The 23,666-nt window shown below is 38.3% G+C and carries 16 protein-coding genes, 3 rRNA genes, 1 pseudogene and 2 riboswitches; of the genes and pseudogenes, 2 read left to right on the top strand and 18 right to left on the bottom strand.

What is annotated here, in order from left to right:
- Nucleotides 1-77: 77 nt before the first annotated feature.
- Nucleotides 78-179: riboswitch (purine riboswitch) on the bottom strand.
- Between the two features lie 208 nt (nt 180-387).
- The 10 genes and pseudogenes from ESP131_RS04800 to ESP131_RS17000 all read right to left on the bottom strand — a co-directional run.
- Nucleotides 388-585 carry an NETI motif-containing protein gene (locus tag ESP131_RS04800; RefSeq protein WP_029340738.1) on the bottom strand — a complete coding sequence of 66 codons (198 nt, stop codon included), beginning with the start codon at nt 583-585 and terminating at the stop codon, nt 388-390.
- A 99-nt stretch (nt 586-684) separates the two neighbouring features.
- A 5S ribosomal RNA gene (gene rrf, locus ESP131_RS04795) occupies nt 685-800 on the bottom strand.
- Nucleotides 801-846: 46 nt separating this feature from the next.
- Nucleotides 847-3,760 (bottom strand): 23S ribosomal RNA (locus ESP131_RS04790).
- A gap of 168 nt (nt 3,761-3,928) precedes the next feature.
- Nucleotides 3,929-5,490: ribosomal RNA gene (locus tag ESP131_RS04785) — 16S ribosomal RNA — on the bottom strand.
- Together the 16S, 23S and 5S rRNA genes form the textbook arrangement of a ribosomal RNA operon.
- Before the next feature lie 318 nt (nt 5,491-5,808).
- Nucleotides 5,809-6,720 carry a proline dehydrogenase family protein gene (locus ESP131_RS04780; protein WP_029340737.1) on the bottom strand — a complete coding sequence of 304 codons (912 nt, stop codon included), beginning with the start codon at nt 6,718-6,720 and terminating at the stop codon, nt 5,809-5,811.
- Between the two features lie 83 nt (nt 6,721-6,803).
- Nucleotides 6,804-8,108, bottom strand: coding sequence for an NCS2 family permease (locus tag ESP131_RS04775; RefSeq protein WP_029340736.1), 1,305 nt, complete (start codon nt 8,106-8,108; stop codon nt 6,804-6,806).
- Nucleotides 8,109-8,243: 135 nt separating this feature from the next.
- Nucleotides 8,244-8,345, bottom strand: a riboswitch (purine riboswitch).
- 231 nt (nt 8,346-8,576) lie between these two features.
- Nucleotides 8,577-9,581 (bottom strand): DUF2382 domain-containing protein, encoded by a 1,005-nt coding sequence (locus ESP131_RS04770; protein WP_047391454.1) that lies wholly within the window; start codon nt 9,579-9,581, stop codon nt 8,577-8,579.
- Nucleotides 9,582-10,083: 502 nt separating this feature from the next.
- Complete coding sequence (locus ESP131_RS04765; protein ID WP_047391457.1) at nt 10,084-10,635, bottom strand: hypothetical protein; 552 nt, start codon at nt 10,633-10,635, stop codon at nt 10,084-10,086.
- Nucleotides 10,636-10,913: 278 nt separating this feature from the next.
- A complete protein-coding gene (locus ESP131_RS04760) occupies nt 10,914-12,014 on the bottom strand; it encodes a DUF4236 domain-containing protein (protein WP_029340733.1) in 1,101 nt (366 codons plus the stop codon).
- Nucleotides 12,015-12,406: 392 nt separating this feature from the next.
- A pseudogene (locus ESP131_RS17000) lies at nt 12,407-12,484 on the bottom strand (GMP synthase (glutamine-hydrolyzing)); the annotation flags it as partial.
- A gap of 224 nt (nt 12,485-12,708) precedes the next feature.
- Here ESP131_RS17000 and ESP131_RS04755 point away from each other — a divergent pair.
- Complete coding sequence (locus tag ESP131_RS04755) at nt 12,709-13,359, top strand: hypothetical protein (protein WP_069940283.1); 651 nt, start codon at nt 12,709-12,711, stop codon at nt 13,357-13,359.
- 181 nt (nt 13,360-13,540) lie between these two features.
- Here the strand turns inward: ESP131_RS04755 and ESP131_RS16755 are convergent, their stop codons facing one another.
- The 5 genes from ESP131_RS16755 to ESP131_RS04730 all read right to left on the bottom strand — a co-directional run bounded on the left by ESP131_RS16755 (nt 13,541) and on the right by ESP131_RS04730 (nt 18,366).
- On the bottom strand, nt 13,541-14,512 hold the full coding sequence (locus ESP131_RS16755) for an HNH endonuclease (protein WP_069940282.1): 972 nt from the start codon (nt 14,510-14,512) through the stop codon (nt 13,541-13,543).
- 72 nt (nt 14,513-14,584) lie between these two features.
- The gene (locus tag ESP131_RS04745; RefSeq protein ID WP_069940281.1) at nt 14,585-15,682 is read right to left on the bottom strand and encodes an RES family NAD+ phosphorylase; all 1,098 of its coding nucleotides are present in this window, start codon (nt 15,680-15,682) and stop codon (nt 14,585-14,587) included.
- Nucleotides 15,679-16,635: a sce7725 family protein gene (locus ESP131_RS04740; protein WP_069940280.1), complete on the bottom strand. Its 957-nt coding sequence runs from the start codon at nt 16,633-16,635 to the stop codon at nt 15,679-15,681. The genes ESP131_RS04745 and ESP131_RS04740 overlap by 4 nt, the downstream gene beginning before the upstream one ends.
- A gap of 13 nt (nt 16,636-16,648) precedes the next feature.
- Nucleotides 16,649-17,440, bottom strand: a complete 792-nt coding sequence (locus ESP131_RS04735; RefSeq protein WP_069941017.1) for a sce7726 family protein — start codon at nt 17,438-17,440, stop codon at nt 16,649-16,651.
- A gap of 338 nt (nt 17,441-17,778) precedes the next feature.
- A complete protein-coding gene (locus ESP131_RS04730; protein ID WP_069940279.1) occupies nt 17,779-18,366 on the bottom strand; it encodes a recombinase family protein in 588 nt (195 codons plus the stop codon).
- Nucleotides 18,367-18,598: 232 nt separating this feature from the next.
- On the opposite strand from ESP131_RS04730, the gene ESP131_RS16750 reads away from it, so the two are divergent.
- On the top strand, nt 18,599-19,579 hold the full coding sequence (locus tag ESP131_RS16750; RefSeq protein ID WP_197499337.1) for an AbiTii domain-containing protein: 981 nt from the start codon (nt 18,599-18,601) through the stop codon (nt 19,577-19,579).
- 248 nt (nt 19,580-19,827) lie between these two features.
- Here ESP131_RS16750 and ESP131_RS04720 read toward each other — a convergent pair whose 3' ends face one another.
- From ESP131_RS04720 to ESP131_RS04710, 3 genes are all read right to left on the bottom strand, one after another.
- A complete protein-coding gene (locus ESP131_RS04720) occupies nt 19,828-21,648 on the bottom strand; it encodes a hypothetical protein (protein ID WP_156772488.1) in 1,821 nt (606 codons plus the stop codon).
- A gap of 11 nt (nt 21,649-21,659) precedes the next feature.
- Nucleotides 21,660-22,424: a hypothetical protein gene (locus ESP131_RS04715; RefSeq protein WP_069940277.1), complete on the bottom strand. Its 765-nt coding sequence runs from the start codon at nt 22,422-22,424 to the stop codon at nt 21,660-21,662.
- 179 nt (nt 22,425-22,603) lie between these two features.
- Nucleotides 22,604-23,545, bottom strand: coding sequence for a tyrosine-type recombinase/integrase (locus ESP131_RS04710; RefSeq protein WP_069940276.1), 942 nt, complete (start codon nt 23,543-23,545; stop codon nt 22,604-22,606).
- Nucleotides 23,546-23,666 lie beyond the last annotated feature (121 nt).

Here is a 23,666-nt window from a genome sequence, read left to right as displayed (position 1 = left end):
CTTTGTGCATAAAAAAAGCCCAAACCACGGCTAAAAGGGTGGCTTAGGGTATAAAAAGGTACGCCAAAGAAATATCGACGAACATCCATATACCCCATAGTCCAACGATTTAGGGTCGTTGGGTAGAAACTTGCAAGCCATATCCCTGCTATTATACGAGGTGTTTATATTCAATCATCCTGTCACGACTTCATCTTAACAAGTCCATCCCAAGGCGTCAACTAAAGGCGAACAATTTAATTGTCTGAAAATTTATCGTTCGGTTTTAAAAGGTGTTTTTTTAATTTCATCTAGTGTCCATTCGGAGTTTATTTTCTCTGGAGACATCAAATGAAATAAAGTATAAAAAAAGCATCGTCCGATTCATTCGGACGATGCTTGAAGTAGTTATTCGCTCTCTTTCACTTTGCAATCGAAGACGATTTGCTGACGAATTGGATACGGTTCGCCATTAGCGTCTAATCCAAAGATCGGCTCTTCTCGTCGGACCGTCGGGCGGTATCCCATGGCATCGATACGATCCAAACAAGCACCAATCGTCTCGTTCTCTTCGACGGCTACGCGTAGTTTCGTTTTTTTCGCCATATCCCTGTTCAGTCCCTTCATTAAAATAGATGCATGCCTTTCTACAAAAAGACACAAAAAAGCGGCGGCCCTTGAGCGTATGCTCCAGAACCACCGTTTGCCTGGCAACGTCCTATCCTCACAGGGGGAAGCCCCCAACTACTTTCGGCGTTCAAGTGCTTAACTTCCGTGTTCGGCATGGGAACGGGTGTGACCACTTGGCTATCGTCACCAGACGACGGGCTCGCGCCCTCAAAACTGAAGTCATCAACAAGCATCTGCTAGAACAAGACCTCGACCGATTAGTATCACTCAGCTCCACATGTCGCCATGCTTCCACCCGTGACCTATCTACCTCATCGTCTCTGAGGGGTCTTTCTTGATTACTCAAAGGGAAATCTCATCTTGGAGGGGGCTTCATGCTTAGATGCTTTCAGCATTTATCCCGTCCGCACGTAGCTACCCAGCGATGCTCCTGGCGGAACAACTGGTACACCAGCGGTGCGTCCATCCCGGTCCTCTCGTACTAAGGACAGCTCTCCTCAAATTTCCTGCGCCCACGACGGATAGGGACCGAACTGTCTCACGACGTTCTGAACCCAGCTCGCGTACCGCTTTAATGGGCGAACAGCCCAACCCTTGGGACCTACTCCAGCCCCAGGATGCGATGAGCCGACATCGAGGTGCCAAACCTCCCCGTCGATGTGGACTCTTGGGGGAGATCAGCCTGTTATCCCCAGGGTAGCTTTTATCCGTTGAGCGATGGCCCTTCCATGCGGAACCACCGGATCACTAAGCCCGACTTTCGTCCCTGCTCGACTTGTAGGTCTCGCAGTCAAGCTCCCTTCTGCCTTTGCGCTCTACGAATGATTTCCAACCATTCTGAGGGAACCTTTGGGCGCCTCCGTTACTGTTTAGGAGGCGACCGCCCCAGTCAAACTACCCGCCTGACACGGTCCTCCAGCCGGATGACGGCTGCGAGTTAGAGACTCTATGCATGAAGGGCGGTATCCCAAGGGTGACTCCTCCGAAGCTGGCGCTCCGGGCTCGACGTCTCCCGCCTATCCTGTACATCATGCACAAAGCCTCAATATCAGGCTGTAGTAAAGCTCCATGGGGTCTTTCCGTCCTGTCGCGGGTAACCTGCATCTTCACAGGTACTATGATTTCACCGGGTCTCTCGTTGAGACAGTGCCCAAATCGTTACGCCTTTCGTGCGGGTCGGAACTTACCCGACAAGGAATTTCGCTACCTTAGGACCGTTATAGTTACGGCCGCCGTTTACTGGGGCTTCGGTTCAAAGCTTCGCTTGCGCTAACCCATCCCCTTAACCTTCCAGCACCGGGCAGGCGTCAGCCCCTATACGTCATCTTGCGATTTAGCAGAGACCTGTGTTTTTGCTAAACAGTCGTTTGGGCCTATTCACTGCGGCTCTACTCATGTAGAGCGTCCCTTCTCCCGAAGTTACGGGACCATTTTGCCGAGTTCCTTAACGAGAGTTATCCCGCGCGTCTTAGAATTCTCATCTCGCCTACCTGTGTCGGTTTACGGTACTGGCGCCTTCCCCCTCACTAGAGGCTTTTCTTGGCAGTGTGAAATCGTGACCTACGTCCCTACGGGACTCCGCATCGTTCCTTGACTTTGATGCCTGACGGATTTGCCAATCAGACGGTCTTGAAACTTGCACATGCACTTCCATCCGCATGCGTCACTATCCTCCTGCGTCCCCCCATTGTTCAAACGGTGGATCGGCGGTACAGGAATATCAACCTGTTATCCATCGCCTACGCCTTTCGGCCTCGGCTTAGGTCCAGACTAACCCTGAGCGGACGAGCCTTCCTCAGGAAACCTTGGGCTTTCGACGGAGGGGATTCTCACCCCTCTTTTCGCTACTCACACCGGCATTCTCACTTCCAAACGCTCCACTGCTCCTTCCGGTACAGCTTCGCAGCGGTTTGGAACGCTCCCCTACCATTCCTTACGGAATCCGCAGCTTCGGTGGTATGTTTAGCCCCGTTACATTTTCGGCGCGGCGCCACTCGACTAGTGAGCTATTACGCACTCTTTGAATGGTGGCTGCTTCTAAGCCAACATCCTAGCTGTCTAGGCAGCGCCACATCCTTTTCCACTTAACATACACTTTGGGACCTTAGCTGGCGGTCTGGGCTGTTTCCCTCTTGACTACGGATCTTATCACTCGCAGTCTGACTCCCGAGTATAAGTTGCTGGCATTCGGAGTTTAACTGAATTCGGTAACCCTGTGGGGGCCCCTAGTCCAATCAGTGCTCTACCTCCAGAACTCTCAACCTCGAGGCTAGCCCTAAAGCTATTTCGGGGAGAACCAGCTATCTCCAGGTTCGATTGGCATTTCACCGCTACCCACACCTCATCCCCGCACTTTTCAACGTGCGTGGGTTCGGACCTCCAGTCAGTGTTACCTGACCTTCATCCTGGACATGGGTAGATCACCTGGTTTCGGGTCTACGACAACGCACTGAACGCCCTGTTCAGACTCGCTTTCGCTACGGCTCCGCCTCATCGGCTTAACCTCGCGCGTTATCGTAACTCGCCGGTTCATTCTACAAAAGGCACGCCATCACCCGTTAACGGGCTCTGACTACTTGTAGGCATACGGTTTCAGGATCTATTTCACTCCCCTTCCGGGGTGCTTTTCACCTTTCCCTCACGGTACTGGTTCACTATCGGTCACTAGGGAGTATTTAGCCTTGGGAGATGGTCCTCCCGGATTCCGACGGGGTTTCACGTGTCCCGCCGTACTCAGGATCCACTCTGGAGGGAAAACAGTTTCAGCTACAGGGCTGTCACCTTCTTCGGCCGACCTTTCCAGGTCCTTCACCTACTGTCTTCCTTTTTGACTCCGTATAGAGTGTCCTACAACCCCGAAGAGCATGCTCTTCGGTTTGGGCTGTTCCCGTTTCGCTCGCCGCTACTCAGGGAATCGCATTTGCTTTCTCTTCCTCCGGGTACTTAGATGTTTCAGTTCCCCGGGTCTGCCTCACGTTACACTATGTATTCATGTAACATGTCCCATCTCATTACGGATGGTGGGTTCCCCCATTCGGAAATCTTCGGATCAAAGCATACTTACTGCTCCCCGAAGCATATCGCTGTTCGTCGCGTCCTTCATCGGCTCCTAGTGCCAAGGCATCCACCGTACGCCCTTCATACCTTGATCTAGCGTTGGTATTCTAAGAACACACGTCTTAAATGACATGGTTAATTAAAAGTTTGATGTCTTGTTGATGTCTTCAGTTTTCAAGGTGCGAGTGTCTCTTGCGAGACGTGAGAGACGAGCTCTCAAAACTGAACGATGGGCATGTCCCGTAAGGGACGTTTTCCTTAGAAAGGAGGTGATCCAGCCGCACCTTCCGATACGGCTACCTTGTTACGACTTCACCCCAATCATCTACCCCACCTTCGACGGCTGGCTCCTTGCGGTTACCTCACCGGCTTCGGGTGTTGCAAACTCTCGTGGTGTGACGGGCGGTGTGTACAAGACCCGGGAACGTATTCACCGCAGTATGCTGACCTGCGATTACTAGCGATTCCGACTTCATGCAGGCGAGTTGCAGCCTGCAATCCGAACTGGGAACGGCTTTATGGGATTGGCTCCACCTCGCGGTCTCGCTGCCCTTTGTACCGTCCATTGTAGCACGTGTGTAGCCCAACTCATAAGGGGCATGATGATTTGACGTCATCCCCACCTTCCTCCGGTTTGTCACCGGCAGTCTCCCTAGAGTGCCCAACTAAATGCTGGCAACTAAGGATAGGGGTTGCGCTCGTTGCGGGACTTAACCCAACATCTCACGACACGAGCTGACGACAACCATGCACCACCTGTCACCATTGTCCCCGAAGGGAAAACTTGATCTCTCAAGCGGTCAATGGGATGTCAAGAGTTGGTAAGGTTCTTCGCGTTGCTTCGAATTAAACCACATGCTCCACCGCTTGTGCGGGTCCCCGTCAATTCCTTTGAGTTTCAGCCTTGCGGCCGTACTCCCCAGGCGGAGTGCTTAATGCGTTAGCTTCAGCACTGAGGGGCGGAAACCCCCCAACACCTAGCACTCATCGTTTACGGCGTGGACTACCAGGGTATCTAATCCTGTTTGCTCCCCACGCTTTCGCGCCTCAGCGTCAGTTACAGACCAAAGAGTCGCCTTCGCCACTGGTGTTCCTCCACATCTCTACGCATTTCACCGCTACACGTGGAATTCCACTCTTCTCTTCTGTACTCAAGCCTTCCAGTTTCCAATGGCCCTCCCCGGTTGAGCCGGGGGCTTTCACATCAGACTTAAAAGGCCGCCTGCGCGCGCTTTACGCCCAATAATTCCGGACAACGCTTGCCACCTACGTATTACCGCGGCTGCTGGCACGTAGTTAGCCGTGGCTTTCTCGTAAGGTACCGTCAAGGTACGAGCATTACCTCTCGTACGTGTTCTTCCCTTACAACAGAGTTTTACGATCCGAAAACCTTCATCACTCACGCGGCGTTGCTCCATCAGACTTTCGTCCATTGTGGAAGATTCCCTACTGCTGCCTCCCGTAGGAGTCTGGGCCGTGTCTCAGTCCCAGTGTGGCCGATCACCCTCTCAGGTCGGCTATGCATCGTCGCCTTGGTGGGCCGTTACCTCACCAACTAGCTAATGCACCGCAAGGCCATCTCAAGGTGACGCCGAAGCGCCTTTCATCAGCGGACCATGCGGTCCGTTGAACTATCCGGTATTAGCTCCGATTTCTCGGAGTTATCCCAATCCTTGAGGCAGGTTCCTTACGTGTTACTCACCCGTCCGCCGCTCATTCCGCTGTCTTCCCTCCGAAGAGTTCCGTCAGTTTCCTGCGCTCGACTTGCATGTATTAGGCACGCCGCCAGCGTTCGTCCTGAGCCAGGATCAAACTCTCCATAAAGTGTTTGACTTGCTCGTTGTGTGACCGAAGTCACGATTGACGAAGCTTGCGCTTCATTCATGTTTGTATTCCGTAGAATACGATTTTTGCCTCATCGTTCAGTTTTCAAAGTTCGTCCGCCGCCTTAGCGACTTTAATAGATTAACAGGTTGTTTTGTTTATGTCAACCATGCTTTTTAAAAAACTTTTCAGCCCCAACGAACCGTTTATAAAAGGCGTCTCGCTGGAACATTTATTAATATAACAACAAAATTCGACAAACACAAGCATTATTTCAAAAAAACTTTGCAAAGAGTTTAAATCCTCTTTGCAAAGTCTTTACCTTCTTAACATGGCACCTACTGTAAACGCGATATTTGCCGGGCGTTCTGCTAACCGTCTCATCAAATACGTATACCAGTCGACACCATGCGGCACGTAGATGACAACACGATAACCTTGTCGAACTAACTCTTGTTGTCGTTTCGGTCGCATGCCTTGAAGCATTTGAAATTCAAACTGTGATCGATCAATCTGTTTCATTTGAGTAAAGTCAATGATTTGTCGAATGATCTGTTCATCGTGTGTCGCGATTTGCGTGTAGTTCCCATTTAGCAAATTCACTTTTACTAATTGAAGGTATGTCTCATCTACTGTCTTCTTTGGTTGAATATAAGTTTCATCGTCTCCGTCATATGCCCCTTTGACGACACGCACTGTTGCCTGAAGATACTCTAAATCAAATCGACTTCGATAGACGTTTGCCTGTAGCGCAATCCCGACGTTCGGATAATGTTCATGTACACGCTCGAATACTCGGACGATCGACTCGATCATCACCGCCTCTTCCATATTGACTGTCACACGCATGTTTTGTTGATCTGCAACTTCCGCGATGCGACTCAACTGTTGATAGGCGATATCCGGATCAATTCTTAATCCGATCGATGTCAGCTTTAAAGATACTTGCGCGTCTAGATCATATGCTTTGATCTGTCCGATGACTTTGATGCATTCATCCGCGATATCTACCGCGTCCTGTTCTGTCTCGACGAACTCGCCTAAACAATCTATTGTGGCGGCTCGTCCATCTTGATTGAATTGTTTGACCGTGTCGAGTGTCTCTTCAGCGCCCTGCCCTCCGACGAATAACGTCCCACCAAGTGGTAATCCGACTTTTCTAGCTAGTTGAATCAACAGTCTGTTCTCAGCCAAGTATTCAAATACAGGTCCAGTAATCTGCTGTAACATCTGAATCACCCTCTCTCTTCTTCCTTACCCTCTCCTAACAAAAAAACGTCTTTCTTCTATATAGAAGAAAGACGCAGTTTGGATTAGTGCAACCAGATGAAGTAACCGAGGAAGCCGAGTGACAACACGTACATGATTGGGTGCACTTCTTTTGCTCGTCCTTTCGCAATCATCGTGACCGGATAGAAGAGGAAGCCGAATGCAATCCCTGTTGCGATTGAATACGTCAACGGCATCATGATGACGGTCAAGAAAGCTGGAACAGCGTACTCAAATTTTTTCCAATCAATCTGAAGCAGTGAAGCTGCCATCAACACACCGACGATGATCAATGCGGGTGCTGTGACCGGTGCTGTAATGATTGCGAGCAATGGTGAGAAGAATAAAGCGAGACCAAAGAATAACGCTGTGACGATTGCCGTCATTCCTGAACGACCGCCCGCTGCGACCCCTGCACTTGACTCGATGTAGGAAACCGTCGTCGACGTTCCGAGAATCGAACCCGCTACGGTTGCTGTTGAGTCAGCGATTAATGCGCGACCTGCACGTGGTACTTTATTTTCTTTGATCAGACCGGCTTGGTTTGCTACTGCAACCAGTGTACCTGCTGTATCGAAGAAATCAACGAAGAAGAAAGTTAGGATGACGATCATCATTTGAACCGTGAAGATTTCATCAAAGTGAAGGAATGCCTGTCCAAACGTCGGTGCGATGCTCGGTGGTGCTGAAATGACTTCACCAAGACTTGTTGGAACTGGAATCAAACCGAAAATCATTCCGGCAACTGCCGTTAGGATCATTCCGAAGAAGATTGCCCCTTTAACACCACGCGTCATTAGGACCGCAGATACGACAAGACCAAATACCGCGAGAAGCGTTGTTCCTTTACTTAAATCACCGAGCGAGACGAGCGTCGCTTCATTCGCGACGACTAAGCCACCTGTTTTTAATCCGATGAATGCGATGAATAATCCGATTCCCGCTGCAACTGCCATTTTCAATGGTTCTGGAATCGCATTGATGATCATCTCGCGAATACCTGAAGCCGTTAATACCATGAACACAAGACCTGAGACGAGAACACCTGAAAGTGCGGTTTGCCATGGAATGCCCATTCCGATGACGACGCTGTAGGCGAAGAAAGCATTTAGTCCCATTCCTGGTGCAAGCGCGATTGGATAGTTCGCGAGTAATCCCATCGTGACGGAACCGATGATTGCGACAAGTGCTGTAGCACCGAAGACCGCTCCTGCATCCATGCCTGCTTCGGCTAATGTATTCGGGTTAACGAATAAGATGTACGCCATGGCGAAGAATGTCGTCATGCCGGCGATGAACTCTGTACGCATGTTCGTACCAAGCCCATTGAAATCAAAGAAACGCGCAATCGCATTTTCTTTTGCTTTCGGTTGGTGTGGCTGTTTCAATTGTGTGCTCATGATTGCCTTCCTTCCAAATAAGCCGTCTCCTTGAAAACAAAAAACGGCCCTTACCTAAGCGGTAAAAGCCGTTTCAATAAGCGCACGATGCTGCGTGTGCGCCGTAGTAGGAACCTTTACGGTGTTCCTGTAGAGACTTCCGGGCCCTATCCCCAGAATTATACGGCATTATTTATGTTTTTTTAGTGGTATGAAAAATAAGAACAGACACATCGTAGCATGCTCAAATTCACGGGTCAACCATAAAAACGAAATTTAACCACTTATTTTATCCGAACGTTCGGTTTTGTAAGCGTTATTTTTGAGTTATCTTTAATTTGCAGTAAAAAGACGTAATGAATGAGGCATCCATTATTCTTTTTAATTTCCTTAAAAAAGGAGATAGCTGATCGCTATCTCCCCTCTTAGTTTGATCTATTACAGTCGTTTACGATCGTCACGTTCTACGTCCGTTCTCGTATCCGTACCTTCATCAATATCTGCTTCCTCGCGTCGTACCGTTTCAGATACAGTTTCTGTATCTCGCACTTTACGTTTTCCAACAACAATTTCTTCAGAGACTACATCTTCTTTTGATACTACTACCTTTTCTTCTGAAAGCGGTACGTGGATGGAGTCGTTCTCATCTACAAAAGCATCTGTTCCCGACGCATTATGATCCACTTTACGCCGTTCCACATAAACTTCTTCCCGCTCTACCGGCACCTCGATCGATTGTTGATCTTCGACTACGTGTTTACTGACGTTTACTTCCCCTGTTTGCACTCTTTCTTTATCTACATTTAACCGCTCTTCATGCAGGCGAAGGCGTTCTTCTTCTGTATCACTGTTCATTTCAGTAACGCCAGTCCGATCTATATCAGACCGATCGACGCCTGAAGTATCGTCATATTCTCGGCTTCGATCTGCACCTAGAGTGTTATCGTAGCCTGGGTCTCGATTTATACCGGAAAGAGAACCATTATCAGAAAGATGGTCGTTGTGATTCCGATTTGCTTCGACTCCCGTGCGATCATATTGATTATCGTTTACTCCAGAAGTTTGGTTGTAGCTTTGATTATACTTTTCGTAAGAATCGCCATAGTCGCTGTCTACATATAAAACCAACTTGCCGCTTTCTACCTGACGACGGTATTCTTCTGATTCATCATGCGATAAGCCCATTCCCCGGAATGCTTCCGTAGAAGAGTCGTCGGAAAAGGCAGCCATGAATTTCCCCATAAATCCTTGGTGCTCTTGTTCACCGGCAGTATCTACATTGACGTTTGTCTGATTCTCTACCATAGAGAAGGAATGTTTATCTTGAGCCACGACATACATATCTCTTTCGTCATATCCCTGCGCTTTTAATTCGTTTACTTTACTCAGTACTTCCGCTTGGGTATTAAATACTTGGATAAATGTACCTTCTTTTCTCGTCATGATCTCTTCCTCCTTTTTAATAAATGCCACAAAAAATAATAATTAGCTCTTGAAAATCAATCTTATATGCCAACAGTTTGGATTTCCCCTACTTTTTTTCTGATTAAACCTGATTTTTTTGTACATCTTTTTTAGTTACGGGTGTCTTTTTAAAATGTATTGGTCCTGTTTACTAGAGCATGCTCATTATTAAAATTCGTCCTGTTTAAAACGTTTAAGTCATGCTACGCAACAAGAAAAGACCCTTACCTAAGAAGTAAAAGCCGTTTCAATAAACGTACGATGTTGTATGTGCGCCATAATAGCAATCATTACGGTGTTCCTGTAAAGTCTCTCAAACCTTGTACCCGGAATTATACGATAATATTTTTATTGATATGAAAAACAAAGACAGCCACATCATAGCATGGTCAAATTTATGATTGAACCATAAAAACGAAACTTAACTACTTACTTTATCTGAAGGTTCGGAATTAAAAACTTTTTTGATGACTATTCGTTACTATTTCAAATCAAGTCTAATGTTAAATACCGTACTTTTAAAGTAATCGGATAATAATCCCTCTCCTTTAAAACGATTCTCTAATACGTTTTGTATCTGTTGTAATTCGTTTTCACGTGTTCCGTAAGTATTTGAGAATGACCTGAGATAAGAATAAGCATAAATCGGTTCATCTGGACATAATTCATGAGCACGTCGTAACATGGATGTCCCTTTTTCTTCCCACTCGTTGTACTCTCCAAAATAATAAGGAGTCATCGAAATCATATAACCAAAACACCATAGAAAATCCTCATAGTTCATAAAATGACGTAAACCATCATGTGTAACTTCCTTTAGTAAAGATTCTAATTCCTTAATATCTATGTCGTTCTCTGTAATTTCTAATGGTCCATGTTCAAAGGTGACGTACCAACAAAAAAAGCCCAGTCGAATGACTGTTTTGAGATCATCAGGATGTTGTCTCCAAGATTTTAAAAGATATACTTTGGCTTCATTCCATTTCTCTTGTTTTTCTAGTCGATCGACTTCAGTCCATGTCCAATCTATCATGAGAGTGCGCCTCCTGTTTCTTTTAATGATGTATTCAAAAGTTGAAGAAACAGCTCCATACTATTGGTCACAAAAAAACTCACTCTCATTCATAAATCATCCGAATAAAAGAGAGTTTCATTTTAAAATCGAATTTTGAGATTAATTAACACAGCATTAGATAGTAAAACATAAGTAAAGTAAGTAGAAAAAAGACTAAAAGTAGTGAATCCCTTTTATTAAACTAGATAGTTACTCCTTTAATTAAGTGAGCAAAATCCGTCACAATTAGAAAGGAATTAAATGAATTTTAATTTATCTACAGGTAAAAATCCTTTCGTCTTCTTAAAATCCATGTTATGAACAAAGTTCATCATTGAATCTGAGCAGTCGAGTGCTTCAAAATTAAGAGCATTGAGTGTTCCTCTAATAAATTTTACAGAAAGAATTGTAATTATTGATTCCTTACCTGTAGTTGTATCAAGTCGTTCATCCACGGCATGCACAACTATAGTTTCGAAAGGTAAAACAGCGAACATATCTCTAGCAATACGAATTGCACAACTGCAAACATAGTCTTGATAAATATCATAATACTTTGATTTAGTCATGTCTTTCATAGAAAGCTTACCAGTTTTAGTTAAAGATTTAACTTGTATTGGTACTACATTTTTCGAATGGACGTTAAATTCCACCTCTAGTACCTCTGGGTCATCAATGAAGAATTCAAAACCACTACCAAATTCTAAAAGATCTTCCAAAGGTGAAAGTTCTTCAATAACATTAAGATAGGTTTCAACATCTTTATCTAATACTCTCTTAGCAATGTCTATAGTTCTTTGTAGCTCTTGAAATTCTTTGTGGTCTTCTTCTTTAGCAGCTTTTAACTCTTCACGTAGTTTTTGTTCAGCTTTATTACTAGATTTCATAATTTTTTGCAATAGACTAGGTTTAAAAGAATCTAGCTTATGCTGTGCTTCTATTTCATATCTACCCATTTGATTATTGTGATGCGGATGTTTAGAACGACTTATATCTAACCAGTCGAAAGTATCATCACATTCTTTATGAATTGAATGTATTAATTCGATTTTATTTTCATACATTTCTACCTCATATTTTGCTCTCTGTATTTCCTCTTGTTTTGCAATTTCTTTCTGTTGACGAATTAATTGCTGTCTATTATTCATCGCAGCACTTTTATACCTTCTTCCAGAGCTTGATGTACTGGTATAAGAAATACCTGTTCCAGGAATACTTGCAGTTGTTCTACGCTGTCCTCTTGAATTTACAGAATACCTTAACCCTTTAATGCCTCCACTGATTCCAATACTCTTATTCGAAACATTAACTCTTACACCAGGTGCAATCTTGAAACTCTTTCTAAATCCTAATCCCAATTCGACCCTCTCCTCACTATATTAAATATACATGTATTAATTATTAATGTAAATTTTATCCATTATCTATTTATTAAGTACTTTCCCTTTTCTACTTTTCCACGTTTAACTCATGCTGCATAAAATCTTCAAGCCTTACTAAACGCCAGATACATATCTCGATATACTTTGCTCTCCGTCCTTAAACTTTTTTATTCAGTTTAAAGTTGTCTAACAGTTTCATAAATTTGACCACAAAAAAAGCCCCTCCCATTCACAAATCATGTGAATGGGAGGGAGCTTCATTTTGAAATCGAATTGTTGAAGGTGAAACAGACTTCATTTCACCTATCCCCTTTAACACATTGGTAGGACAGGTTTCATGAGACGAATTTTCTCAGCAAGTCTAGTTCTTACTCCCACTCAATCGTTGACGGTGGTTTCGACGTCACATCGTACAGGACGCGGTTAACGTTCTGGACTTCGTTGACGAAAATGTTGGTTTATCAACGTTTTATCGATATGATCATTAAACTTCTATATAAATACAGGCTTCAATTATTCGTGTTATTTTGTATTTCAATAGTATCAGGTCAATTCTATGAAAATCAACAAATTACCATATCTCTTTGAGAATTTATTAGTTCTATACCATTCTTGTAGTTTATCTTCATTCGCTAAATTATAATGAAAAAAAAGGGGAGGAATAATTTTTATGAGCGAAGTATTAGCAAATGGTTTGTTCGCTTTATTAGGTGCTATAGTTGGTGGTTTTATTGCTGCTGGCACATCAGTATGGGCAACTAGAGCACAAATAAAGAAACAAGACGAACATAATGAATTAAATAATAAGAGACAAGACGAACAAAACGAATTAAATAATAAGAGACAAGACGAACAAAACGAATTAAATAATAAGAGACAAGACGAACAAAACGAATTAAATAATAAGAGACAAAAAGAATTAGATGAAAATTTAAGACAAGAAAAAAGAAGAATTACTAAAAATATAGTCGAAACGTTTTTAATAAATGAAATTAAGTATAATTTAAATCAATTAGATAGTATAAAACCATCTCTTTTTGAGAAGCATGGTAGTAATTCTCATAATAGTATTCATACTGATTTCAATTTCAAAATAGATGAGTATGAAAAATGTAAATTTAAATTAATGGAAATTACCACACTCGAAACCTTAAACGTAGTAGAAATTTATCAAATGTTCTATATGTTAAATGAGATACATAAAGGAAGTCGCTTAAGTAGATTCAATGAAAATGAGTTTGGTTTTATAAAAAATAGATATAAATTAGCTGATGATTTTGTAACTACCTACTACAAAGAAAAATTAAAAAATTTCTCATAGGAAACATGAGAAAAATAGATAATCTCTTTACTTGTTATTTAGTTTTCTTAATCCATTAATATTAGTTACCCCCCCCCCTGTATTTGCAGTATCTCGTAAATAACAAAGGGGGGATTTAATAGAAATAAGCAATTGAATCATTGAGTAACTCATTACTATTTTTTATTTAAAATCCAATTTTTCACTTTCCTAAAATCATAATTAATTCATTAAGCGTTAATATCTTATCTTTTCTTCTGTGAATCATTCTATGGCAATTGGAACATAATGGGATTAAATCTGTTTTAGGATTTATCTTCATTGCTTTTGTTAGTGTATTTAATGGTTTTACATGATGAACTTCTATGAAATCTTTCCCACGTTCTCCATACACTGTTTCAAAATTAAATTCACATGCTTTACAACTCAAACCATGTTCTTGAATAGCAAGTAGTCTGTTTCTTGCGTTTCGCTCATAGCGTTTTCCATAATAATCTCGAGATCCACCTTCAATACCATAACCGTCTTCTGTTTTTTCTGCTTCGATATCAAGATCAATAGCGTTACTCAATTCTTCACACTTAAGTGTTTTCAATAGTTTTATGGCAATTTCATAATTTTGTTCACTTTTTTCTAATCTTTCAATAACACTATTAATATCCTGCCTTTTAAAAATACCTCTATAATCAGCTTTCATACCTAAATAGTAAAGAATATTTGCCGAGTCTCTTCCTTTTGTATTTCCACTCGTTATACCTAATATGTTTATATCTAACCATCTATGCGTTCTATCATTAATTAAATGTTCATACAATACTTTGGCTTTTAGATCGTTACTATACTTTTTAAATTCCCTATCTCTATTATTAGACTTTAGTTTAGGAAGTTCGATATTTTTTTCATTGATTACTTCATAGTTCCACTCAATTAATCTATCCGAGCAAACTTTTAGTTCCTCGTCAGTAAAAAGACTCTTAAACTTCGGATTCAAACATAATGCTTCTATGGTTAGATCTAAGCGTTTTTTTTCTATCAAAATGATAAAACCATCAGATAACTTTGAGCTATTAATTAATTGTCGAGCAGTTTTGAGTCCACCTTGTTCAGAAATTAATCGTCTAGTTTTATGCGGATTGTATCCAATTTTTTTAGACTCGTCACATAGTTCCAACATAGATTTATAAAATATATTTTCTAGTTTCCCAACAGATGTAATATTGTCTCCCCCTTACTAATTATTATTTATTCATCTATAAGGAGCATGCGTATACTGTAATGTTTTTATTTCTTTTTTATCCACTTTAGAACATTTTAAAAAATCAGGATCAAATATCATTACATTATGCCCACTTGTACTGACAGTACTTTCAAACATTATGCCGTGATAACCAGCTTTTTCTGTATCGTTTAAACTTTTAATAAAGTCAACAATAAATTGTGTAGGCAAATAATCTAATTTACTATCCCCGCTTCTAACAGGTTTAGAAATAGCTGCTCCCATTTCCTTAAAAGTCTTTAGATTGACGGAAAAACGAGTTGGATCTTCAAACTCAAACACATCTAGTTCTGAGAGTTTAGTAAAGTCTATAACTTTTAAGTTCGAATCATTCGGCACAGGAAACGTTCCTATATAAATCACATCACCTAAACTAGGTCGAATTTCGTTAATTACTGTCCCAATATCATTAGCCAAATATAAATGGCTGATCCCTTGAGAATTAGCTCTTCCAGCACTCGCAAACTCAGGGTCAGGAGCGCCCATTGAATCGATATCTAATTCTTCATCATTTGATATCCTACCTCTATAAAGAACTCTTTCATCTACAATAGTTTCTAATCTTTCTAAATATACTTTCAAAACTTCATAGTTAACATAGTTATTATGAAACCTATTATTATGTTTTATATGCGTAACAAATTCTTCCCACTTGTAACCTTTTAGTACAGAGTTTTCTTCCAAATATCTTTTAACCATCCACTGAGGTATCCCGACTTGATTAGTCAATAATGAAATTTTATCTGAATATCTCTTTTGCAAAAGGTTACTCAAAAAACGATGAATCATATTTGAATCAAAATCTTCATTAAAAATATTCCAGTGTTTTTCAAAGTTATCTTTTATACTAATTAACTCTAATTCAGGAAAGTTGTCTTCTTCTAATTCTTCACTCTTTCGGAATATACCTAATAAACCATTGAATTTTTCATCAAGACCTTCGTTTTCATTCAGATCATAGATATAAACGTTAGTACTGTTACAAAAATCACAACTGCCTTTAATTTGATAGCTTTTCACAATATCTTTAAGGACTTTAGAAAGGAAACATTTTTCGCAACAAATCATACTGTTCCCTCCAAATTTAGTAATTTGTCTACAAGCTCAAGATGATGCATAATTGATAATTTTTTAAGAGTTGGTAACCCTGGGTATGTCCCTTCTTCATGGTGCTTTAAAAGTGTACGCATTGCATAAGTATCCATTAATTCATTCATTAAGAAACCGTTGTTATACCACCGAATCAATTTATTCAAAGCTTCCGAAAATTTCCCTGCGGCATCGCTAGTATCATTATTTGAATCTGAAACAAAATGGACTATATCAATTTCATTATTTTCATTAGGATACACAATATGCATCGCTACGGCATAAGGAGCAAATCCACCTTCTACATAAGCCGCACCTATAACAGAGTAATCTGAAAAGCCTATATATCCTTCTTCTTCGAAAAATAAATGATCTTCCGAAAATTCTTCATTTTGCTTTTCAATATAATCCAAATTTCTAGACATTTTATTGAATTTATCACTTAATGCTACTAAATTTTGATTCCTTAATTTTCTCCTTAAAGACATACTATAAGGCATTACATTAATATATGGAATTTTGTCTTTAAAAATTTCACTATAGCTTTGGTCTAAAACTTCTCCTGTATGAATAATTGCTAAATCTTCATGATCAAAACCATATTCATTAAATAGATTCTCTATTTCAGTTTTAGAATTTTTATTCAAGTAGTGTCCAATCATTATAAATTCATTTTCTGATATCATTTTTCGATACTCTTTTTTTATACTTGGCATTTCAATTTCATCTTTGAATGAACCCACTTTAGGATTAGTAATAAAAATGATATTACTTTGTTTATTAAAGAATACTGATAATAAAGAATTGAGTGTAGAACTAAATTTTATTGGTTCTATTATAGGAACAACTTTTTCACTAATTAAATCTCTTTCTTTTAATTCTCTTAAAGCTAACAAATCATATTGTCTGCCACGAATAATCGGGAAATACATATTTTTTCCTCCATTACTTTTTTAAAATTTTCGAAAAGTCAGCATTACTAAAATTTGATAAATAGACCAACCATCTAATTGGAATAGGAATACTTTTAAATACTGCGTTATCACTCAAGGGAATACGCTTTCTTAACTGTTCAAAAACTAATTCTTGAGCTTTTAAAATTTCAATAGTCTCAAACCACTTCATCGATTCTCTAAAATATTCAACTTGCGTGACATTCGGTAGTTTATGAAAGACTTCAAATAATATATTTTCATACTCTTTCTTTCTAAGAATTTTAAATAAATTTTCGTGATTTAAATTGTCTATGAATATTGAAGCTTTTTTACGCACACTTAAAGTTTCATTAGAGGTTAATACAATAATACCAATATAAGGAATGATTTCTTTTAAATTTTTATAAACTGGGTAATAATTTTTGTCAGTTGTAACGACATATAATTCACTAAAAACAGTTGAATAATCTAATAACTGTTGTGATAATCTATCTAAATTATCAAGATCAGTTTTTATCTCGTAAACTATACATTTTTTTTTATTCACTACAACAAAATCTGCTTTCGATGTTTTAATAGGTACTTCCTCAAATGCACCAGTAGTGTTCAAACTATATTTACCCATTACTATTTTGTTAAATAAAATATTTTTAAAAAAGTATTCATTTCTATATTCTTGCTTTAAAATCTTATAATTAATGTTTATCTCTCTCTCAAATAAATCATACTCAAAATACTCATTATCTATTTGTTGTCTTAAGTTTTTTTTAGTGAAATATTTCTTTGCTTCATTAATGCCCATTCTCATACTCACACTTTCTATAATTCTTACTTATTCTTTTGAAACGTTTATTTAGGTTTTTGCCGGGATATATCAGTTATACAATCATATGTCCCGGAAAAAAGTTTTTTCAGTAAGTAATACTTGTTATAAAACTTTAATTTTATCCTCTAATTTCTGCTCACGAGCATATCTAGTAATTCAGTTAAAATCATCTCTATAAAGCGGACTCTAAGCACTTTGCGCACGTGAACGATATTAATAAAAGAATGCGGGGGTAAGAGTACTATTACGTATAATCACACTCGAAGTAAACAAATTGGTCAGAATTACCCCCACTAAGGTATCAGCAAAATAATTTAATTTTTAAGTCCTTCTCTCTCAAGCAATCTATAAATAGTACCTGTACCTACCCTGAACGTCATGCGAATGTCGTTTATTGATTTTCCTTGTTTATAGGCTGCAAGAATAGCTTTCATTCTCTGTTCTTCTTTACCACCTTCGACTAATTTAGTCTTTTTACCTCTGTACTTACCTTCACTTTTAGCTATCTCTATCCCTTCCTTTTGACGTTGCTTGATCATCTTCCGTTCAAATTGTGCCAAACCCGAAAAAATAGTAAACAGTAGTTCACTCATCGGATTATCATCGGATAAATCTAACCAACTATCTGTAATTGATTTAAGTTTCGCTCCCTTGTCCTTTATTATTTCCACTATGGTTAAAAGATCTTTAGTTGAGCGGGACAATCGACTTATTTCATGAACAATTATCATGTCGCCCATACTAAGGCTATCTAGCATTTCATTCAGTTTCGGACGTTCCATTGAAGCCCCGCTAATTTTTTCAATGTAAAATTCAGTACAACCATTATCCTTTAAAGATTTCTGTTGCCTAGCTATATTCTGCCCTTCACTACTGACTCTGATATAACCAATAATCCTCATAAGCTTAACCTCCAAAATAATAGTTATTAACTTGATTTTACCCAGACAAATCGGTAACAGTCAAACGGTAATGAAAAATATAAAGAAAACCCTTGGTACTAAAGGGTTTCTGTTTCCTCGTATTTATTACCGTTTAGGTGTAGTCAATCGGTAACAACATCTCTTAATTTGCATTATAAATAGTATAGGATATACGATTTAATAAGGTTCTCAAAAACTAGGAGGTATATGAATGAACATAAAAATCGAAGAAGCATTAACATTATCCGAAGAAATATTGAAACATATTGAATTGAGTGAGGTTCCTTTGCAAACATCAATTCAAAAGACTCTTAGATTAGCTCGTCTAATGAATGATATGGAAGCATTAGAATGGATCAGAGAGGAAATGAAGGGATTTTCTAGAAACGATAAAGGTAAATTAACTTCTATCGCTTGGGAATCAGCAATACGATCAAATAGGAGTGTTTACGTACAAGATAAAAGCAATAATTACAATAAGCGCGTTAACACAATACATGTTAACGTACTAGAAACTACAATAGAAACTTTAAAAGAAAGAATGAAAGTTTCAAATGACCCAAATATTTCAATTTCATCAGCTGCTACTTTTCAACCTCTACCTCAAGGAAACGCCGTCGAAAGAAAAGGTATCGCTCAAAGCATAGGAGACTTATCTGAAATACTAGCAAAAGTTCAATCTAGTTTTTACGACTATGTTTATAATATAAATTACGAATTAAAGTTCAGTAATATTAATGAAAGTATATTCAACAGAACTCGTTTAGAAGTTGATAAAAGGCTTCCGGAAATTTCACCACAAGCCGTTTCAAAGTTTGTCTCTGTTCACGAAAATTTAAGATCAACAAACTCTGAAGACTGGGCTAACGCAGTTCATTCATGCAGAAGAATATTAAAAGATATTGCTGATTCATTGTATCCACCTCAGTCTACCCCTATTCAAGTTGGTGATAAAAGTATAAAAGTTGGAGAAGATCATGTTATAAATCGTTTAATGCAATACGTTTCTTCTAACTCAGAGAGCAAACGATATGAAGAACTTGTGGGATCTCATTTGAAGTATATGGGTGAGAGACTAGATACCATTTATGGAGCAGCTAATAAAGGCACTCATACAGAAGTATCTCTAGAAGAAGCAGAAAGATATATTATTTACACTTATTTATTGATCGGAGATTTACTTGCTTTATAATTTATTCTCTACAAGTAAGTAACAGATCACATTTTTTATTTTACAATAAGTTAAGCCACTCATTACTTTAATAAATAAGCGGCTTAACTATTTTTTTAAAATTCTCGATTAACTTTATGTTTTGATAAATCTTGAGTTAATCTTTGTGTTTCACCTAAAGTTAATCCAGAATTTTATAATTCGTATTACTTGTTGGTGTCATGTGTTTGTGTTTGTGTTTGTGTTTGTGTTTGTGTTTGTGTTTGTGTTTATGTTAACTTACGTATTATGTTACCGAAGCCATTGCTTTCGATTTCCAATTCCTCCTTTAAAATTTTGTTTAAACGAATGCGTTCCAGACCGTACTTATCCATAGTATCTGATATACATTTTTTAAACTGTATTTCCTTGAATTTTTTTTGTCCTCTAAAATACAGCTTTACTTCCTCTAAAACCCTAGCCTCAGTAGTCCAGTTATTTTTTTCAATTAATATTAGAACTTTTTCTTCAATACACTTGGTAACAATCTCGTTAAGTTCCGGAACTTCTCTATTTTTGTCTTGGGGATATACTCTATTAGCTTCTTCTGCTCCATAATTTCTGTACATACTTTCATAATTAACGTTATCGAGAGTAAAGCCTTTCTCGATCCATATTGTACTCATTTTTTCTACTTCTTCAAAAAAAGCTTTTTTATTAGGTAACACAAGTTCATATGTAGAACTATAATATTTATATTGTTTATCTGCTTTTGTCTTTTTATGTAATGATAATAATTCTGGTGGAGTTTCTAAATCGTCAAGTTTTTTAATCATTTTGAGGATAACAAATAAGTTAATGTACCTATGAGTCGCACTTTTACTTTTGTCCATCCTCTTAGCAAGTGTTTCAAGAGAATGATAAAACAACACTCCACTCTTCTCGTCTTGAGGAAGATGTAATTTCGAAATATCTAACAAAATCAGAAAGTTTTTTAACATATTTCGTTTCCGCAGTATCTTATGACTGTTTGGATTTTCATGCTTAAATTCATCTGATAATAAGTATCTTTCATAATCTTCAATCTTACAGAGCAGTTCTTTCTGGTAAGGACTTTCTATAAGTTCAATTAAGTATACCTTTTTTAAAAATTCTAGAATTTCATCATTTTTTCCACCACATATTTTTTTAGTAACGTTAAAGATAGTACCTGAAAATGAATTTTTTTCTGAATGACATGTATACATTTGATGTCCATTTTCTTCATGAGACAAATGTATACCCGCACTTGGATTTTTATCGTTTGAAAAGATATCCTTAAAAGCACCAGTAGTTTCGATTCCTAAATATTTTCTTAAATCTTGTTTTTTAAGATAATCAACTATATCTGCTTCACTATAAAATTGTTTTTTACTAGGTACTATTCGATTATGTAGTTCATGAATATTTTGAGACCTAATCAAATCTATATTTCGTGCTTCTGAACTTGAAATTTTTTCATTAGGCTTATTATGTATGTATTTGTGAGACGTTTGTTTAGGTTTTTTCCGGGATATATTAGTTATACAATCATATGTCCCGGAAAAAACCTTCTGATTATGTGTTTTAAAGCTATCAATATTTATTCTATTGTTGTAGTTCAGTTCAATCAGTTGTTTTCCACCATAGAAGAATCGTGTACAATCTTTACACTTTTGATCCGCAGCTGGATACAATGTAAGTAGTCTTCCTAATAAGTTTTCTATTTCATAAAAGTCAAAACAAGGCTTATTTAAAATGAACACTACTCTAAACTTCGGCTTAGAAACCGTATGTGAATGAGTGAGATATATGAAAGCAGCAGTATCTGAAAACTTTTCTATCGCTTCTTTCAAGCTCATTCCATTATCAAAATCTAGTGCAACAACTTGTTGAGATTTCCAATACTCTTTTCTGCGGTTAATTACACCTGCTTTTTTTTCAAAAAAAGCAGGTGTAAAATTTTTACCGTAAGAAACGCATTCCGCAAAATCCTCGATATTTATAGATACTTGATTTTCTAGTAAACGTCTATTAATTTTCGGGACTTCATGTCCACAAGGCTTAGATTTAAATACCATTGTATCCATCATAAGTTTTATCTTCATAATAAGCCCTCGCTGTCTTGAAGATAGAACTTATCAAAAATTAACTTTTCTTCTTTCACTCCAAGCGGGTACTCTTTTCCAGTGTAATAATCAACTAGAAATAGAGTTTTATAAATTCTAGCTTCATACTTACCAACAATACGATTTCCAACAAAATTATCAATTTTATTTTTATCAAATGATTGAAGTAACACAGAGTATTCATTACCTATATCTAAAAATTTTCCTGTATTTCGTTTTAGATTATGTATGTTGCCTTTCGTTAGCACCTTTAGTTTAGAATGCGTATCGCTCAGAGAATCTGATTGAATCAATAATGTAGGCTTATTATTTTTTATCAAAAGCGCTTGGTTCGAAATCGCTCTTCCTAACTTTGAATTTTCGCTTTTGGTAAGTGGACGTATGTTTTGTTCAAAATAGTGACCACCAATTGATGCATTTGATTCTATTCTGTCTAAAGTTGGTCTTAATCCTGCTCTTTTTCCACTTTCTATGTAAGTTTTAGTTAAGTGAGTCCACGTTTTCCAAAACTCAATATTATTCATCAGTGCTTCTTTCATTTCTTTAGCAGAATCCCATTGAATTTTTACTCCAATATAAGCCTTCTCTGTTTGACTTTGGACTCTCGAAAAAGCACTTCTACAAGAGGCATACAGCAATTGCTCTGAAACAGTTGTTACCCCTTTAATTTTTTGTTCGTGATCATTTTGTTTCATCTTATTTTCCCTTTCGATTAACCTTCCTAATAATTTTTTCCACACCAAAAAGTCTCTTGACAAAAGAATTGATTTGAAATAGTATAGTGTTAGGTATATTTATTTTTGTTTACCTCTCGGTACAAAATAATTTATCATACTGTACTTTAAAGGTCAACAATTATTTTTTCTATAAAAAATATTCAGAATATTCAAAACTTTTAAAATAAAAAAACGCCCTTTTCTTACAGGCGTTTTTTTATTTTTATATTATTTAATGGACTGCTCATGTTTCCTATTTTAAGAACCTCTTCTTGTTCCAATCCCCTTAAATACTTCGACGTGATCTGGGTATCAAAATGCCCCATTAACCTACTTAGGCTATACAAATCAATTCCGTTTCTTAATTGTTTTTGTGCATAATAGTGTCTACAATCATGTGGGCTACAACGCACTTCTTTTCGTACTCCTGCTCTTCTACAATGCTCTTTTAGTATTTGGTTAATCCTCGATCTCGATAACCGCTCTGCGCTTTGATCTAGAAAATAATGTTCTCCTACCTCATCATCAGGTCTATGGGTAAATCGTTCTTTCTTAATTGCTTCAAACTTGCGCATGTATTTTCGCATGAGCTTCGAAATATAGATAAGACGTTGTTTTGAACCTTTTCCGTGAATCAGAATATGCTTTCTAGAAACATCGTTTATTTTAATATCACAAAGTTCACTCACTCGTATTCCACTATCAAATAGAAAAATTAAAATGAGCTTATCTCTGATATTTGAGTAGGTGTTTTCTTTTACATCATTTAATATTCGACTTACCTCTTCATCGTTGAATGTCACGATCACTTTCTTATCTTCTTTTAAGTTTTTTATTCTACGCATTGGATTTTCATGCTCACTCAAATACTCTTCTTCAACTAATAAATTAAAGAATACCCTTAGAGTGGCTATACTACCGTTTATCGTGCTGTTGATTTCTTTCCCAGTACCTTGACATGCTTGAATGTAGCTTTTGATGTGAGCGGGTCTCACGCCCTCTAAATCAACTATTTGAAATTCTGTTTCTACATATGTTCTCCATCGTGTCAGTCTTGTGGTACAAAGACTAATATAAAAATGCTTTTTCCCTTCGATTCTTTGATTTAGCTGAAAATCATCAATCAGTTCAATTAGTTTGACCATCAAAAAAACTCCCTTCTATTTGCGAAATAACACAAATAAAAGAGAGTATTTTTAGAAGTCAATAGTCGTAGGTGATAGGAAGTAAAATCAGCTTACAGCTTCAAAACCATTGGTATAAAAG

Origin of the sequence: Exiguobacterium sp. U13-1 (assembly GCF_001750115.1) — a bacterium.
GTDB classification, from domain to species: domain Bacteria; phylum Bacillota; class Bacilli; order Exiguobacteriales; family Exiguobacteriaceae; genus Exiguobacterium_A; species Exiguobacterium_A acetylicum.
Note: the sequence above shows the minus strand (reverse complement) of the source record. Positions and strands in the feature narration are given on the sequence as shown.